Source organism: Streptomyces sp. LS-MS-L19 (assembly GCF_058382285.1).
The window spans coordinates 8,311,415-8,328,083 of sequence record NZ_JBYCLL010000001.1 but is presented as its reverse complement, the minus strand read 5'-3'; the positions used below and the strand labels follow the sequence as shown (position 1 = coordinate 8,328,083).

At 72.1% G+C, this 16,669-nt stretch carries 14 protein-coding genes; 9 read left to right on the top strand and 5 right to left on the bottom strand.

Translation table 11 applies throughout. The features are described from left to right. Positions 1-61: 61 nt before the first annotated feature. Positions 62-1,117, top strand: coding sequence for a DUF3048 domain-containing protein (locus AC2XR2_RS37105; RefSeq protein ID WP_491517454.1), 1,056 nt, complete (start codon positions 62-64; stop codon positions 1,115-1,117). A gap of 33 nt (positions 1,118-1,150) precedes the next feature. On the opposite strand, the gene AC2XR2_RS37100 is transcribed toward AC2XR2_RS37105, so the two are convergent. Continuing rightward, positions 1,151-1,615, bottom strand: a complete 465-nt coding sequence (locus AC2XR2_RS37100) for a MarR family winged helix-turn-helix transcriptional regulator (RefSeq protein ID WP_381296509.1) — start codon at positions 1,613-1,615, stop codon at positions 1,151-1,153. A 150-nt stretch (positions 1,616-1,765) separates the two neighbouring features. Between AC2XR2_RS37100 and pcaH the strand changes: the two genes are divergently transcribed. The 5 genes from pcaH to AC2XR2_RS37075 are packed head-to-tail and all read left to right on the top strand — an operon-like array spanning position 1,766 to position 6,444. Beyond that, on the top strand, positions 1,766-2,539 hold the full coding sequence (gene pcaH, locus AC2XR2_RS37095) for a protocatechuate 3,4-dioxygenase subunit beta (RefSeq protein WP_330263279.1): 774 nt from the start codon (positions 1,766-1,768) through the stop codon (positions 2,537-2,539). 6 nt (positions 2,540-2,545) lie between these two features. Next, complete coding sequence (pcaG, locus tag AC2XR2_RS37090; RefSeq protein ID WP_491517453.1) at positions 2,546-3,151, top strand: protocatechuate 3,4-dioxygenase subunit alpha; 606 nt, start codon at positions 2,546-2,548, stop codon at positions 3,149-3,151. Further along, a complete protein-coding gene (gene pcaB, locus AC2XR2_RS37085) occupies positions 3,148-4,479 on the top strand; it encodes a 3-carboxy-cis,cis-muconate cycloisomerase (RefSeq protein WP_491517452.1) in 1,332 nt (443 codons plus the stop codon). Before pcaG ends, pcaB begins: the two co-directional genes overlap by 4 nt. Further along, positions 4,476-5,603, top strand: a complete 1,128-nt coding sequence (gene pcaDC / locus AC2XR2_RS37080) for a bifunctional 3-oxoadipate enol-lactonase/4-carboxymuconolactone decarboxylase PcaDC (RefSeq protein WP_491517451.1) — start codon at positions 4,476-4,478, stop codon at positions 5,601-5,603. The genes pcaB and pcaDC overlap by 4 nt, the downstream gene beginning before the upstream one ends. Positions 5,604-5,652: 49 nt before the next feature. Continuing rightward, positions 5,653-6,444, top strand: a complete 792-nt coding sequence (locus AC2XR2_RS37075; protein ID WP_491517450.1) for an SDR family NAD(P)-dependent oxidoreductase — start codon at positions 5,653-5,655, stop codon at positions 6,442-6,444. Between the two features lie 52 nt (positions 6,445-6,496). Here the strand turns inward: AC2XR2_RS37075 and AC2XR2_RS37070 are convergent, their stop codons facing one another. Continuing rightward, positions 6,497-9,166 (bottom strand): ATP-binding protein, encoded by a 2,670-nt coding sequence (locus AC2XR2_RS37070; protein WP_381296498.1) that lies wholly within the window; start codon positions 9,164-9,166, stop codon positions 6,497-6,499. A gap of 597 nt (positions 9,167-9,763) precedes the next feature. Here AC2XR2_RS37070 and AC2XR2_RS37065 point away from each other — a divergent pair. Then, entirely contained in the window at positions 9,764-10,780 is a 1,017-nt protein-coding gene (locus AC2XR2_RS37065; RefSeq protein WP_491517449.1) for a DUF2510 domain-containing protein, read from the top strand. Between the two features lie 219 nt (positions 10,781-10,999). On the opposite strand, the gene AC2XR2_RS37060 is transcribed toward AC2XR2_RS37065, so the two are convergent. After that, entirely contained in the window at positions 11,000-11,614 is a 615-nt protein-coding gene (locus AC2XR2_RS37060; RefSeq protein WP_381296495.1) for a TetR/AcrR family transcriptional regulator, read from the bottom strand. A gap of 229 nt (positions 11,615-11,843) precedes the next feature. Between AC2XR2_RS37060 and AC2XR2_RS37055 the strand changes: the two genes are divergently transcribed. Beyond that, a complete protein-coding gene (locus AC2XR2_RS37055; RefSeq protein WP_491517448.1) occupies positions 11,844-12,662 on the top strand; it encodes a phosphatase PAP2 family protein in 819 nt (272 codons plus the stop codon). After that, positions 12,659-13,591 (top strand): DMT family protein, encoded by a 933-nt coding sequence (locus tag AC2XR2_RS37050; protein ID WP_449350523.1) that lies wholly within the window; start codon positions 12,659-12,661, stop codon positions 13,589-13,591. The genes AC2XR2_RS37055 and AC2XR2_RS37050 overlap by 4 nt, the downstream gene beginning before the upstream one ends. Positions 13,592-13,597: 6 nt before the next feature. On the opposite strand, the gene AC2XR2_RS37045 is transcribed toward AC2XR2_RS37050, so the two are convergent. Together AC2XR2_RS37045 and AC2XR2_RS37040 are read right to left on the bottom strand one after the other, a co-directional pair. Further along, complete coding sequence (locus AC2XR2_RS37045) at positions 13,598-14,455, bottom strand: LURP-one-related family protein (protein WP_449350524.1); 858 nt, start codon at positions 14,453-14,455, stop codon at positions 13,598-13,600. Positions 14,456-14,518: 63 nt separating this feature from the next. Continuing rightward, a complete protein-coding gene (locus tag AC2XR2_RS37040; RefSeq protein WP_491517447.1) occupies positions 14,519-16,573 on the bottom strand; it encodes a phosphocholine-specific phospholipase C in 2,055 nt (684 codons plus the stop codon). Positions 16,574-16,669 lie beyond the last annotated feature (96 nt).

The following is a 16,669-nucleotide window of genomic DNA, read 5'->3' as shown; positions in this document are numbered from 1 at the left end:
TGGCCACCAAAGAACTTATAAGCGCACAATCAATGACACGAGACGGGTGCGGTGAGTGCGCATGGCACAGAGGGCGGACACGGTGGACATGGCGGACATGGCGGGCAAGAGACCCGGGGCGCGTGCGAGACGCGCCCGTACGACGGCGGTGCTCCTCCTGGCCGCGACGGGCCTCTTCGTCGCGGGCTGCACGGACCAGGGAGCGCCCCGCGTCCCGGCCGACGACGGCCGGGGCCGGATGGACACCTCGGAACCGAGCAGCCCGGCACCGACCCCGTCGGCATCCACCCGGCAGGACGACCCACCCTCCCCGCTCGCCGTGAAGATCGACAACGTGCGGGCGGCGCGACCGCAGACCGGCCTGGACTCCGCGGACATCGTCTACGCCGAGCAGGTCGAGGGCGGGCTCAGCCGGCTCATGGCCGTGTACGCGACCAAGCTGCCGAAGGCCGTCGGCCCGGTGCGCAGCGCCCGCGAGTCGGACCTGGAGCTGCTGCGCCAGTTCCACGAGCCGACGCTCGCCTTCTCCGGCGCGCAGGGCAAGCTGATGCCCCTGATCAACCGGGCACCCCTGGACGCCCGCACCCCCGAGAAGGCGTCCGACGCCTACTTCCGCGGCGTCGGCAAGGCCATTCCGCACAACCTCTACCTGCGCCCCGCGCGCCTGATGCCCACCGCACCGGGCGCGGACGCGCTCACCACCGGCTTCCGCTACGGCCCCGCGCCCGCCGGCGGCACCAGGGACACCTCGGAGACGGTGCGCTTCCCGGCCGCCCGCTTCACCTTCACCTGGTCCGCGAGCCGGGAGCGCTGGCTGGTCTCGCTGGACGGCACACCCGACGTGATGACCGACGGGAAGCGGCTGGCCCCGGCGACGGTCGTGATCCAGTACGTGAAGGTGCGCAAGTCCGCCTTCCACGACTTCCTCGGCAACAACACGCCGTACACGGTGACGGTCGGCTCGGGGAAGGCGAAGGTGCTGCGCGACGGCCGCGCCTACGACGTGAACTGGAAGCGGGCGAAGGCGACGGACGGGACGCGGTTCACCGCGAAGGACGGCTCGCCGGTGAACTTCGCGAAGGGCCAGGTGTGGGTGGTGTTCGCGAAGGCGTCATGAGCCGCGCCGGATCAGAACGGGACGAGGACGGGATCAGGGCCGGCTGACCAGGGGTTCCGCCGGATTGCGCAGCCCCTCCGCCGCGTCCGAGACCCGGCGGATCAGCTCGAAGAACAGGTGCTGCTCGTCGGTGGAGAGCGGGGCCAGGAAGACCTGGTTCATCCGGGCCGTGCGCACGGTCAGCTTGCGGTGGGTGCGCACGCCGTCCTCGGTCGGGCGCAGCAGGAAGCGGCGGCCGTCCTGCGCGTCGCGGACCTTGTCGAGCAGTCCGCGCCGGCCGAGCCGGCTGACGACCTCGGCGATGGTGGACCGGTCGAGCCCGACCCGTTCCCCCACCGTGCGCTGGTCGAGGCCCGGCTCGGCGACGAGCGCGTTCAGGACCGCGAACTGCGGCGAGGTGATCTCCTCGGAGACCATCGTGTTCCACAGCAGGTAGTGCGCCTGCTGGAGCCGCCGGGCGAGGTGCCCGGGGTGGGTGGTGAGGTCCACCGCGGCCATGTGCGCTCCCGAGTCGAAGGGGTCGGTGCAGGAAGATTCGGTTGGTGCACTGAAGAGTAAGGGAACCTTGACGACAGGCTGCCACAGTGGCAGCTTAAGAGGAACCTCGCCAAATACTCAGTGCACTGAGCAAATGAAGAGATGCGGCTCATGACCCTCACCCAGCACGACATCGACCAGGAAATCGCCGCCGAGCACGCCGCCTACGAGAAGCGGGTCGCCGACGGGGCGCCCGTCGAGCACCACCCTCGGCGCGACTACACGCCCTACCGCTCCTCGGTGCTGCGGCACCCGAAGCAGCCGCCGGTCACCATCGACGTCTCCAAGGACCCGGAGCTGGTGGAGCTGCACTCCCCCGCGTTCGGGGAGCGGGACATCACCGAGATCGACAACGACCTGACCCGGCACCACCGCGGGGAGCCCATCGGCGAGCGGATCACCGTCTCCGGGCGGCTGCTCGACCGGGACGGCCGTCCCGTGCGCGGGCAGCTGATCGAGATCTGGCAGGCGAACTCCGCCGGGCGCTACGCCCACCAGCGCGAGCAGCACGACGCCCCGCTGGACCCGAACTTCACCGGCGTCGGCCGCACCCTCACCGACGACTCCGGGTTCTACCGCTTCACCACCATCCAGCCCGGCCCCTACCCGTGGCGCAACCACGTCAACGCCTGGCGCCCCGCCCACATCCACTTCTCCATGTTCGGCACGGCGTTCACCCAGCGTCTGGTGACCCAGATGTACTTCCCGAGCGACCCGCTCTTCCCCTACGACCCGATCATCCAGTCGGTGACGGACGACGCGGCACGGCAGCGGCTGGTGGCGACCTACGACCACAGCCTGTCCGTACCGGAGTTCTCGATGGGCTACCACTGGGACATCGTGCTCGACGGGCCGAACGCCACCTGGGTCGAGGAAGGACGCTGACCTGCCATGACGAAGATCGACACCAGCTCGCCCGAGAGCGTGCTGCCCACCCCCTCGCACACCGTCGGCCCCTTCTACGGCTACGCGCTGCCCTTCCCCGGCGGCGGTGACATCGCACCCGTCGGCCACCCGGACACCATCACCGTCCAGGGCTACATCACCGACGGCGAGGGCAACCCGCTGCCGGACGCCTTCGTGGAGCTGTGGGGACCGGACCCGGACGGCAACGTGCCGACGACCGACGGTTCCATCCGGCGCGACCCGGCGACCGGCGGCTACCTCGGGCGCAACGGCGTGGAGTTCACCGGCTGGGGCCGGATCCAGACCGACGCCAACGGGCACTGGTACGCGCGTACCCTGCGGCCCGGCACACGCGGGCAGAGCGCCCCCTACCTCAGCGTCTGCGTCTTCGCGCGCGGTCTGCTGGTGCACCTGTTCACCCGGATCTACCTGCCGGGCGACGAGACGGTCCTCGCTGCCGACCCGCTGCTCGCCGGCCTGGCCGCGGACCGCCGCGACACGCTGATCGCCACCGACACCGGCCACGGGACGTACCGTTTCGACATCCGCCTTCAGGGCGAAGGCGAGACGGTCTTCCTGGAGTTCCAGTGACTTCTCCCGATCCGGACACCGGTCTGCTCGCCCCCGGGTGGGCAGGCTCCCCCGCCGCCTCCGCGACCTCCGACGGCGCCCTCCTCCAGGCGCTGCTGGACGCGGAGTCCGCGCTGACCCGGGTGCAGGCCCGGTCGGGTCTCGTCCCGGCCGGGGCGGCCGAGGCGGTGACCGGGGCGGCCCACGCGGACCGCTTCGACGTACGGTCCCTCGCCGACCGTGCGCGCGCCGGCGGCAACCCCGTCATCCCCCTGGTCGCCGACCTGACGCAGGCGGTCGGCGAGGAGTACGGCCCGTCCGTGCACCGGGGCGCGACCAGCCAGGACATCCTGGACACGGCGATGATGCTGGTGGCCGTACGCACGCTCGAAACGGGGCTGGCGGACCTCGACCGAGCGCAGCGGGCCCTCGCCCGGCTCGCCGCCGAGCACCGGGACACCGCGATGCCGGGACGGACCCTGACCCAGCACGCCGTGCCGACCACGTTCGGACTGAAGGCGGCCGGGTGGCGTGCGCTGGTGCTGGACGCACGGGACCGGACCGACGCCGTACGGTCCGCCCTGCCCGCCCAACTGGCGGGCGCCGCCGGCACGTCGGCGGCCTTCACGGCGTACGGCGCCCAGGACACCCTGGCTCTCACGGCGGCCTTCGCCCAGGAGCTGGGCCTACGGGCGCCGGACCTCCCGTGGCACACCCTGCGCACCCCGATCGCCGATCTCGCAGGATGTCTGGCGTTCACGGCCGGGGCCCTCGGGAAGATCGCCGCGGACGTGCTGGTGCTGGGCCGGACCGAGATCGCCGAACTCGCCGAGGGCAGCGGCGGCGGTTCCTCCGCCATGCCGCACAAGGCGAACCCCGTCCGGTCCACGCTGATCGCGGCCGCCGCCCGGCGCGCTCCCCAGCTCGCGGCCACGCTGTACGGCTCGATGGCCGCCGAGGACGAGCGGCCTGCCGGGGCCTGGCACGCCGAGTGGGAGCCGCTCAGGGATCTGCTGCGGCTGGTCGGCGGCGCCGCCCGGGACACCGCTGAACTCACCGAGGGGCTGCGGGTGAACGCGGACATCATGCGCCGGCACCTCGACCTCACCCACGGGTTGATCGTCTCCGAGCGGCTCTCCGCCGAGCTGGCCCCCGTGCTGGGCCGGGCCCGCGCCAGGGAACTGCTCACCGAGCTCGCCCGACGGACCTACACCGAGGACCGGTCACTGGGTGAACTTCTCGCCCAGGAGCCGGAGTTGAAGGACGTCGACCTCGGCGAACTCACCGACCCCGCCCGCTACACCGGCTCCGCCGGAGCCCTCACCGACCGTGCTCTGGAGCGACGTTGACCGAGAAACTCCTCAACCACCGTGCCGAGGGCGCCGCTTCCGCTCCCCCGCTGCTGCTCGGGCCCTCGCTCGGGACGTCGTACGCCCTGTGGGACAAGGTGGCGCCCGAGCTGTCCATCAGCCACCGGGTGGTCCGCTGGGACCTGCCCGGGCACGGCGGTTCGGCGGCCGACCTGATCTCTCCCGGCGCCACGGTGGGCGACCTCGCCGAGCTGGTCCTCACCCTCGCCGACTCGCTCGGCATCGAACGGTTCGCGTACGCCGGGGTGTCGCTGGGCGGTGCGGTCGGTCTGCATCTGGCCGTGCACCACCCGGAGCGTCTCGAGTCGCTGGCGGTCATCTGTTCCTCGTCGCACTTCAACGGCAGCAAGCCGTGGCAGGAGCGGGCCGAGCGGGTCCGCCGGGAAGGGCTGGAGTGGCTGCTGGAGAGCGCGAACTCCCGTTGGTTCGCCGGGGACTTCACCGACCTGGTGCTCGTACGGGACCACGCCGAGGCCGACCCGCGGGCCTACGCCGCCTGCTGTGACGCCCTGGCCGCCTTCGACCTGCGCGACCGGCTGGCCGGGATCGCCGCGCCGACCCTGCTGATCGCGGGCCGCCAGGACCCGGCGACCCCGCCGCCCCACCTGCGGGAGATCGCCGACGCGGTGCCGCGCGCCACCCTCGTCGAGCTGCCGGGGGCCTCGCACCTGGCACCGGCACAGTGCCCGGAGGCCGTGCTCACCACGCTGCGGGCCCACCTCGACGGCGGCGCCCGGCGCGGCATGGAGGTGCGGCGCGAGGTGCTCGGGGACACCCACGTGGACCGGGCGCAGTCCCGCCAGACCCCTTTCACCGCCCGCTTCCAGGACTTCATCTCGCGCTACGCGTGGGGCGAGATCTGGACCGACCCGACGCTCAGCCGCCGCGAGCGCAGCATGATCACGCTGACCGCGCTGGTCGCCCACGGCCACTACGACGAGCTGGCCATGCATGTGCGCGCGGCCCGCCGCAACGGCCTCACGCCGGACGAGATCGGGGCCGTACTGCTCCAGACGGCCGTGTACTGCGGGGTTCCGGCGGCCAACTCGGCGTTCGCGACGGCCCAGCGGGTACTGGCGGAGGAAGCGGAAACGGAAGGGTGACACCGGCAGGGGCAGGCACGGGGTGACGTGACCTGCCTACGGTGGGGGCATGTCGACCATCCTGATCACCGGCGCCACCTCCGGTCTCGGCCGCTATGTCGCCTTCGAGCTGGTCCGCTCGGGCCACGTCGTCCTCGCCCACGGCCGCGACCGGGGTCGTACCGAGAGTCTCGTGGCGGAGCTGCGGCTGGAGGGTGAGGCCGAGGGGTTCGTCGCCGACCTGGCCTCCCTGGCCGAGGTCCGCGATCTGGGCGCGCGGGTGGCCGAGGCCCGTCCCGAACTCGACGTCCTGATCAACAACGCGGGTGTGGGCGCCGGTTCGCCGGGGTCGGGCCGCGAGCTGAGCGCCGACGGTCACGAACTCCGCCTGGCGGTGAACTACTTGGCACCGGTGGCCCTGACCCGGGCCCTGCTGCCGACCCTGCGCGCGAACACTCCGGCCCGGATCGTCAACGTGGGGTCGGTGGGGCAGGAGCCGGTCGACTTCGACGACCCGCAGGTCACCCGGGGTTACGCCGGCTTCGCCGCGTACTGCCGGGCCAAGTTCGCCCTCGCGGCCCACACCTTCGCGCTGGCCGAGGAGTTGGAGGGCACGGAGGTCGCGGTGAACGTCCTGCACCCGGCCACCTTCATGGACACGGCGATGGTCAGGGAGGGCGGAGTGGCGCCTTGGTCGACGGTGGCGGACGGGGCACCGGGGGTGCTGGCGCTGGCCACACGGGACGTGGGGTCGGGTGGCTACTTCGACGGGACGAGCCCGGCACGGGCGCACGAGGGGACGTACGACAGGGAGGTGCAGAAGCGTCTGACGGAGTTGACGCATCAATGGGTCGCGCCGTAACTCCCCAGGGGCGCGGGGAACTGCGCGCCGAGCCCCCACCGGCCCGCGGACATCACCGCAGCCCTCGCCCCGTCTCCAGCACCTCCCGCGCCTGCACAACGAGTCCATCCGCCCCGCACGACCGGGCCAACGCCACCCCCCGGTTCAGCTCAGCCACCGACCGCGCGAGAATCCCGTACTCGACCCGCGCCGCCGCATGCTCGTACTGACAGGGTGAGGACTCCAGATACGCCACCGCCTGCGCAGCGAGCCGCACCGCCCGCTGTCCCGTCTCCAGCGCGGCGGCACACCGCAGCGCCTCCCCGATGGCGGTGTCGGTACCGAGCCGCTCGGCGTGCCGGCGGACCTCCGTGGACAGCTGGGCCGCCCGCACCGGATCGTCCACGGCGAGAGCGCGTGCGAGGTCGAAGGCCCAGGGCACCAGTACCGGGTTGTGGTGCCCCCGCACCTCGGCCGCCTTCTCCGCGGCGTCGAGTTCGTTGACCGCTTCCTTGGTCCGGCCGACCGCCAGCAACAGGCGACCACGCACGGACCGCGGGTCGGGCAGCACGATCGTGGACGGGTACGGCGGCGCGAACCCGTACTGCTCGGCGATCGCCCAGGCCTCCTCGACATGCCCGCGCGCGAGCAGCGTGTCGACGAGGTTGCAGGTCGCCGACCAGTACAGCGGCAGTCCGCGCCCGACCCGCTCGGCGAGCCGCAGTGACTCGCGCAGGGAGGTCTCCGCCTCCCGCAGCCGACCGCGCCGACGGTGGCCGAGACCGACGTAGGCATGGGCGAGCGCGAGGTGGCCGCCGCTCCAGCCGGCCGACTCGTAGGTGCGCAGGGCGTCGGAGTACAGGGCCTCGGCCCGGTCCAGCCGGTCGGTGAAGGCGTACGCGCTGGCCAGCATCAGCGGCAGTTCGAGGCCCCACTCGGTGTCGGTCCAGCCGAGTCCGGGGGCGAGGCGGCCGTTGACGAGGGCGCGGTCGCAGATCTCGGCGATCTCCTCGGCGCTCTCGCCGTGGGCCATCGCGTCGAACCCGCGCAGGATGAGCAGGGCGCGCTCGGAGTTGTCCCGGCCCGTGCAGGTGGCGGCCAGGGCGGCGAGGCGCTCGGAGCGGCCCGGGGAGGTGGCCTCGCCCGGGTACAGGCTCTCCCAGGTGTACTGCACGGCCTGGAGGCGGAGCCGCGCCGGGCCCTCCTCGTGCCGGGCGGCTTCCGCCTCGACGGTGCGGACCGCCTCCTCCAGCTGGTTGTTGTGCATGAGCGCCTGGGAGAGGCGGACGACGGCGTCGACCCGGGCGGAGCCCTCGAGGCCGGGCATGGCGAGCGCGGTCTGGAGGTGGCCGATGGTCTTGGCCGGGGCGGTCAGGAGGGTGGCGCAGCCGAGTTCGAAGAGCACGCGCGCGTGGACCTCGGGCGCCGGGGGTTCCAGCAGGGCGCGCTCCAGGCAGCGGCGGGCCGCGTCGGGGGCGCCGACGGCGAGGTGTTCGCGGGCGGCCTCGCGCAGCTGCTCGACGAGTTCCTCGTCGTCGTCCGGGTGGACCTGGAGGAGGTGCCGGGAGGCGGCCGCGGCGCCGTGCCCGGAGTCGGTGACGAGTTGGGCGGCGATGCCGTGCATCGCGGTGCGCAGGGCGTCGGGGATGGAGTCGTAGACGGCGGTGGCGATCAGCGGGTGGACGAACTCCAGCTCGCCCTCCTCGCCCTGGACCTCGGTGAGGATGCGGGCGTTGCGCAGCAGTTCGGCGCAGACGGCCGCCTTCTCGGGCCTCAGGGTGGCGAGCCGGGCGGCCAAGCCGACGGAGATGTCGGTGCCGAGGATCGCGGCGGCCCAGGCGAACCGGGTGGCGTCGATGCCGAGTTCCTCCAGGCGGGCGACGAGTCCGCCGCCGCGGGCCGAGCGGTTCAGCTCCCGCAGTTCGCTCGCCGAGTCCTCGGTCGGCTCCAGCTCGCTGTCCTGGACCTTGGCGAGGAGTTCGACGGTCTCGTACGGGTTGCCGCCGGTGACGGCCCAGACCTCGCGGCAGAACGGGGCGTCGGCGTGCTCGCCCAGGGTGGCGCGGGTGAGGCCCGCGGTGGCCGGCGGGGTGAGGGCGCTCAGGTTGGTGACGGGGCGGCCGGCGGCCGCGGCCACCGTGTCCAGGAGGCGGGCGCTCTCGCCGGTGGCCTCGCCGGGGCGGCGGGCCACCACGACCAGGACGGACAGGTCGTCGAGGCGCTCGGCGAAGGCGGCGAGCCAGCGCAGGGTCTCCTGGTCGGCCCAGTGGGCGTCGTCGACGGTCAGCACCAGCGGCCAGGTCCGGCGGGCCAGCCGGCGCACCGCGGCGACCAGTCCGTCGCACACGCCCTGCGGGTCCGCCTGCCGCTCCCCCGGGTCCGCGATGCCGAGGGCGGGGCCGGCGATGTCGTACCAGTCGCCGAGGTACTCCCGGGCCTCCTCGGGCATCAGCGACAGGAGGGCGGGCTGGAGGAGTTGTCGTACGACGTTGAAGGGGACGGACCTGAGGGTCTCGCCGCCGCGGGCCGACCAGACGGTGCAGCCGCGGGCCTCGGCGATCCGGCGGGTCTGGGCCAGCAGGGCGGTCTTGCCGAAGCCCGCCTCGCCGCGGATCACCAGCAGACTGCCCGCGGACGAGCGGTCCTCGCACAGGGAGTCGACCGCGCGTTCGACGGCGGTGAGTTCCTCGTCGCGCTCCCACAGCGAGGCCGGGGCGGCCGCAGGGGGCCGTACCTCCGTCATCCCGCTACCTCCCCAAGTCGCCTGAACGACGTACAGATCTCGAGCGTAGCCGTCCGGGTGCGGAAGCGGAGGCCGGTCGGGGCACCTGTTGCCGTGACGGGTGACCTGGGGTACGCGCAGGCGACGCGCCATGCCCGCGACCAGCCACCGACAAACCTGACCATCGGTCAGTTATCGGTCTGTCGGGGGCTGTCGGAAGTTCGTGAGGGGGCGCGGTGGGGGGTGGCGGTAGTTCGGCTCGGGTGCGGTTGGGGGCTGGCGGTAGTTCGGCTCGGGCGCGATGGGGGTGGCGGTCGTTCCGCGCGGGCGCGGTTGGGATGGCGGGGCGGGCCCCGCGATGCCGGGCCCTGCGTGGTGGCGGCCCGCGCGATCGGCCTGCTCGATCTGACGAGGGCGCTGACCGTTCACGGGCCGTCCGCCGCCGAGCCAGGAGCACCGGCGACCGCTACGCGCGCGTGTGCCGCGTTCGCTCACTGCCGGCCGGGGCGGGCTGCGGCTCATCCTCAGGTGATCCCCCGGCGCGCGCGGAGGTCCCGGGCGGCATCGACCGGCGCCCCCTCTCATCCCTCTTTCACCGAGTGCTCTTACGGTGGGGGCATGACGCAGGAGACTCCCCCCGGGTGGTACCCCGATCCCGGGCAGACAAGTGACGGTCCCGCCACCGAGCGCTGGTGGGACGGCAAGGCGTGGACGGAGCGGACCCGGCCCACCGGATCGGCCGCCGCATGGGGTCCCCCGGAACAGGTCGCCAGCCCCGGGGAGTACTCGGCCTACCCGGCGTATCCGGCGTATCCCGCGCAGCCGCCGACCACTTCGCGGCGCGGCCGGATAGGCATAGCCGTGGCGGCGGCCGTCGTGGTCCTGGCGAGCATAGGCGTGGGTGTGTACGCGCTGGCCGACAGCGGCAACGGAAGCGACGACACCGCCAACTCGCAGGGGCCGGGCGGTCAGGGCGGCCCCGGCGGCACGGGGGGCCAGAACGGCCAGGGCGGGCCCTTCGGCGGCAACGGCGGCTCCGGCGGCGGGGACGACGGCGGTTCCGGGGGCGCCTCGCCCTCCCCGCAGGGTTCCGAGGCGCCGAGGATCGAGAGCGGTTCGGTGACCGACTCGATCGACGGGATCAGCCTGCCCATCCCGGACGGCTGGTACGGCCAGGAGATCCAGGTCGGCGCGTCCGTCACCTCGAAGGACTCCTACGCCTGCCCCGGCGACGCCTCCGCGAACTGCACGAAGGGCGGTGCCTACTCGGCGCCCGCCCTGGCGCTGGGCAGCAAGGGCAGCACGGCCGAGCAGGTCGCCAAGGCCGACATCGAGGCGAACGCCGAGCAGTCGTACGGCGGCAAGACCTACGGCTCGATCACCTCGCACGACGTGCTCGACTCCAAGGCGGTGACGGTGGCCGGTCAGAAGGGCTACCTGGTCCGCTGGAAGGCGGTCACCAGCAAGGGCTCGGACGGCTACGTCCAGTCGCTGGCCTTCCCGGCGCCGGCGAACCCGCAGCAGATCGTGGTCGTGCGCTTCGGCGTGGACGTCGCCGAGGGCCAGACCGTGATCGACGACATCACCAAGGGGATCAAGGTGTCCACGGGCGGCGGCAGCGGCAGCAACGTCTGACTCCGGGCAACCGGCGCGCACGAGACGGGCGCGTGGCGAAGGATCGTCCGCCCGGGACACCGACAGGGCGCTCCCGGCCCGGAGTACCCGTCGGCCGGGTGGGGCGCCTCTCCGCTCAAGAGGAACCCCACCCGGCCGGGGGGTGCGCGCCGCCCCCGTCCCCACGGTGCGGCGCGAGCAGGTCACCGTCCAGTCATCCCGTGGACGGCGGCCTGGGTCTCAGGTCAGGCCGAGGGCCGGCAGCACGGCGGCCTCGACGAAGCGGACCAGGTAGTCCGGGTCCGCGTACTCCCCGTCGATGACGGGCCGGGCGCGGATCACGCCGAACATCTGGGCCGGGATGTACTCCAGCGCCGGGTGTCCGGTGGCGATCTCGCCCCGGTCGACCCCACGCTGGAGAATGTGCCTCAGTGCGGCGATCTCCGGGTCGACCAGCGCCTCCCGCAGGGCCTGCGCGAGTTCCGCGTCCTGGGTGACGGCATGGCCGAGCGCCTGGAGGAGCTTGGTGTCGTGCATCGACCACCGGCCCGCTGCCCGGGCGGCCTCGCGCAGGTCGTCGGCGAGCGACCCCGTGTCGATGCCGTCGAACTTCGACCTGCGGCGGGAGCGCAGGGCGGCCACCACGAACTGGGGCTTGGTCTTCCACTGCCGGTAGAGCGTGGACTTGCTGCACCGCGTACTGGAGGCGACGCCCTCCATGGTCACGGCTTCGTATCCGCATTCACGGATCTGTTCGAGCACGGCGTCGAAGAACTCCTGCTCACGCTCGGGCGTGATCTTGGAGCGGCGCGAGGCGGCGACCGTCTCCGGTCCGTCCGCGGCCTGCGACGTCATCTGCTCTCCTCCTCACTCGCGGGGGCGGCGACCCTGCCGCCGGGCCCGCGTTTCATTCCCGGATCCCAGTGTGTCGTATGTCTATCGATACGCCAGTGTACCGGTACCCATCCGTATCGGTACACTGGCGTATCGGTACGATGTCGTATCGATGAGTTTTGGAATCCGGACGAGTCAGCACGTTGTTCGGATTCAGTACCCGCACCACCGTCAGCGAAAGGGCCGGGGGATGAATGCCCGCACCGAGCCTTCAGAAGCGGAGCAGGCCGCGACAGCGCGGCCGCCGCTCGTCCGTGAGCTCCTGCTCGTCGTAGGACTCTTCCTCGTCTACAAGTTCGGCCGGCAACTGGTCACGGGCCACACCACCGAGGCCTTCCGCAACGCCGACCGCGTCTGGGACTGGGAGCGGGCCCTGCACCTGCCCTCGGAGGGCTCGGTGCAGTCGCTGCTGCTGCACGGCGACACCCTCGCGCACCTCGCCAACACCTACTACGCGACCGTCCACTTCCCGGCCACGGTCGCGTTCCTGGTCTGGCTCTACCTCAAGCGCCCCGCGCACTACGTCTGGGCCCGCCGGGTCCTCGCCTCGCTGACCGGCGCCGCCCTGGTGCTGCACCTCGTCTTCCCGCTGGCCCCGCCGCGGATGCTCGCGGCGGCCGGTCTGGTCGACACCGCGAAGGTCTACGGCCCCTCCGTGTACGGCCCGCCGCAGACCGACACCCTCTCCAACCAGTTCGCGGCGATGCCCTCGCTGCACTTCGGGTGGGCGCTGATGGTGGCGATCGGCCTGATCGTGGCGACCCGCTCGCGCTGGCGCTGGCTGTGGCTGCTGCACCCGCTGGTGACCCTGACGGTCATCGTCGGCACGGCGAACCACTACTGGATGGACGCGATCGTCGCGGCCGCGCTGCTCGGCATCGCCCTCGCGGTGATCCACGCGCCGCACCGCACGGTCACCACGGCGGGACGGGCACAGGAAAAGCTCGTGCCGGCCGAGTCCGCGAGGAAGTCCGAGAAGAAGAACGTCCTGGTCGGAGCGGGCCGATGAACGCCACCCTGGTCGCCGTGGCCCTGTCCCTGCTCTCCTCCGTGGCCTACGCGGCCGCCGCGGTCGCCCAGGAGCGTCTGGCCTCCCGCAACCCCGGCTCCGGTGTGCTGCGGATGCTGGTCTCGGGCGCCTGGTGGTGGTCCGTCGCCCTCAACGCGTCGGCCGCGCTGCTGCACGTGGTGGCCCTCAAGTACGGCCCCTTGACCGTGGTCCAGCCGCTCGGCGCCCTCACCCTGGTCGCCGCGGTGCCGCTGGGCGCGCGGATGGCGGGGCGCCGGGTCACCGCGACGGAATGGCGGGGCACGGCGTACACGCTGGCGGGCCTCGCGGCCATCCTGGTGGTCGCGTCGGGGTCCGAGCCCGGGAAGGTGCTGAGCACCTCCGAGGCGGTGGCGGTGGCGGCGGTGACGGCGGCTCTGATCGGCCTGCTGGCCCGCCCCGGCGCCCGGCCGGGCGTACGGCACGCCTCGGCGTCCGGGGTCGCCTCGGGTGTCGCCTCCGCGCTCACCCAGACGGTGACGGTGGCCGCGACGGACCGCTCCGCGTCCCTGCTCAGCGTCCAGGTGATCGGTGTGGCCCTGCTGGTCGCGGCCTTCGCTGCGGGTGGGCTCCTGCTCTCCCAGACGGCCTACCGGGACGGTTTGGGCGCCCCGCTCGCGGTGGTCACCCTGGCCAACCCGCTGGCCGCGGCGATCATCGGGCTCTCCCTGCTGGGCGAGGGCCTGCGCGGCGGAGCGGCCGGGGTGCTGCTGGCCCTGGCGGGAGCGGGCCTGGCGTCGTGGGGCGTGGTGCTGCTGAGCCGGAAGGCCCCGACGCCCGCGCCGGTGGACGAGGAGCACCCGGTGGCCGCGGTACTGGCTCTGGAGCCGTCGCTGCGGGACGTGAAGGTGCCCCGGCCTTCTGAACCGGGGCACCTGACAGCACTGTGAGGAGGATCAGCCGAAACCGCGGGCGTCCTGCTTGAGCGCCGTGTCCACGGTCAGCGCCGTGGCGAGGACGAGGGTCAGCAGCGGCTCGGGCAGCTGGTAGTGGATCTGCAGGACGTAGTTGTCCGCGGTCGTGAACATCGTCTTGGCGAGTCCCTCCCACGTCTTCGTGATCCGGGCCACCTCGTTCTCCGCGTGGTCGACGATCGCGAAGTTCCACGCCCGCCAGTTCTCCGCCTTGATGGCGCCGACCTGCTGGCCGTTCACCATCATCGCGAAGTTGATCTTCCCGATCATGTTCTGCTGGACGATCTCGCCGACCGGCGAACCGTCCGGACGCTCCACGATCACCCGGGACTTGAAGATCTTCCCCGGCCGGGTCAGCAGCAGCACCGGCTGCCCGTGGGCGTCGCGGATCTCCAGCTTGATCTTCATGAACTGGTCGATGCTCCACAGGAAGCGCACGATCTTCCGCAGCGCGCTCTGCCCGACCTGGGTGACGGAGCCGACCTGGTTGCCGTGCTGGTCCATGACCTTGTACTCGTTGGTCAGCTCGATCAGCTTGGCCTTCTGGTTCACCACCAGCACCGGCTCGGTGAACAGCGTGCCGCCCCCCGCGCCGCCCGCGGTGACCCCGGCCTGCTGCTGCACCTGACGCTGCACGCGCGGGTCGGGGCCGGCCGCCTGCTGCGGCATCTGCGGAGCCTGCTGGACCGGCGGGGCCTGCACGGCCTGCGCCTGACCGGCCGCCTGCTGCTGGCTGTTGGTGTGCTGGGTCCACTGCGCCCCGTCCCAGTAGCGGAGCGTCTGGGACGCTCCGTGCGGGTCGGGGTACCAGCCTGCAGGTGTGTTCGAATGCGTGGTCACCGGGGCACACTACCCCGGGACCCTCGCGATCCGGCCACCTGTTCGGCGGCTTGCGCAGCGGCTTTACCTGGTGATTACGGCCGGGTCGCTCACCCCGGGACGCCCGTTCTCGACATGTCCGGCGAATCGCCTCAGGAAGGCCTGGTCCTTCTCCGACGTCACCGTGAGGTCGTACCAGCGACGGCTCTTGGCGAGCGAGCAGGTGTGCCGGACGGTGGTACCGGCCCGCACGGTGAAGGTCCGCGCGGGGCCGCCGTAGCCGCTGACGACGTGCAACCGGACCGTGCCGGAGCCCTTGTTGGTGAAGGTCAGCTCGATGTCGTCGCCGGTGTGGCGGGCGGTGACCTCGGGTCCGGCGGCCTTGTTCGAGCCCTTGAAGGAGCGCAGGAAGCCGTTGGGGCCGTGCACGGTCAGGTCGTACGACCCCTTCGAGTACGCCGAGTTCCAGGTGTCCGAGACCGACGTGCCGGCCTCGGTGGTGTAACTCCAGGGCCCGTCGGTGCGGTTGCCGGAGGTCACCAGGAAGGCGGCACCGGCCTTGGCACCGGAGGTGAAAGTGAGCGTGAACCTCCCGCTCTTCGCGTCGACCGAACCGTCCACGCGCGGGGCGTACTTGAGCGGCCGGGCGGGGCGCAGTCCGCGTTCCTGCTTCGGCAGCGCGCCGACCGCGGGCGGGATCGGCACGTAGTCGGGGTGGCGCTCGCGGTCCGGCGGCTCGAAGCCGTCGGTGTCGGGCAGGGCGACCGGCTTGGTGTCCTTGCGGGAGAAGTCGAAGGCCGCCGTCAGGTCACCGCAGACCGCGCGGCGCCAGGGCGAGATGTTGGGCTCGTGGACGCCGAAGCGGCGTTCCAGGAAGCGGATGATCGAGGTGTGGTCGAGCGTCTCGGAGCAGACGTAACCGCCCTTGCTCCAGGGGGAGACGACGATCATCGGCACGCGCTGACCGAGTCCGTAGGGGCCGGCCGGGTGGCTGCTGTCGCCCTTGAAGAGGTCGAGGTCCGGGTCGACCGTGGACTTGCCCTGCGCGGCGGAACCCGCCGGGTAGGCCGGGACCACGTGGTCGAAGAAGCCGTCGTTCTCGTCGTAGGTGATGAACAGGGCGGTCTTCGCCCAGACCTTCGGGTCGGAGGTGAGCGCGTCCAGGACCTGGGCGACGTACCAGGCGCCGTAGTTCGCGGGCCAGTTGGGGTGCTCGGTGAAGGCCTCGGGGGCGACGATCCAGGAGACCTGGGGCAGCTTCCCGGCCTTGACGTCGGCCTTGAGCTGGTCGAAGTAGCCCTCGCCCTTGGTGTAGTCGGTTCCGGTGCGGGCCTTGTCGTACAGCGGGTCGCCGGGCTTGGCGTTGCGGTACTGGTTGAAGTACAGCAGCGAGTTGTCGCCGTAGTTGCCGCGGTAGGCGTCCGGGATCCAGCCCCAGGAGCCGTTCGCGTCGAGGCCGTCGCCGACGTCCTGGTAGATCTTCCAGGAGACCCCGGCCTTCTCCAGGCGTTCGGGGTAGGTGGTCCAGCCGTAGCCGACCTCGTCGTTGCCGAGGACCGGGCCGCCGCCCTGGCCGTCGTTGCCCGTGTAGCCCGTCCACATGTAGTAGCGGTTCGGGTCGGTCGAGCCGATGAACGAGCAGTGGTACGCGTCGCAGATGGTGAAGGAGTCGGCGAGGGCGTAGTGGAACGGGATGTCCTCGCGGGTCAGGTACGCCATCGTCGTGGACCCCTTGTTCGGGACCCATTTGTCGTACTTGCCCCCGTTGAAGGCGGCGTGTCCGTCGTTCCAACCGTGCGGCAGGTCCTGGATGAACTGCATGCCCAGGTCGTTCGCCTCGGGCCGGAAGGGCAGGATCTCCTTGCCGTTCTGGTCCTTCTGGTGCCAGACGGACGTGCCGTTCTCCAGCGTCACCGGCCGCGGGTCGCCGAAGCCGCGCACGCCCCTGAGCGAGCCGAAGTAGTGGTCGAACGAGCGGTTCTCCTGCATCAGGACGACGACGTGCTCGACGTCCTCGATCGTGCCCGTGCGGTGGTGGGCCGGGAGCGCGGCGGCGCGCTGGATGCTGTTCGACAGGGCACTGAAGGCCGTGGTGGCGCCCGCGAGTTGGAGGAATCTGCGCCGGTTGACGTCAGTCATGAGTGAGGGGACCTCTCATCCTGCGCATCGATGGCCGGAACGTGACGGAAGGTGCGCGCAGCGAGTGTTCCAAGTCCACCAAACGTCAGGGAAGGG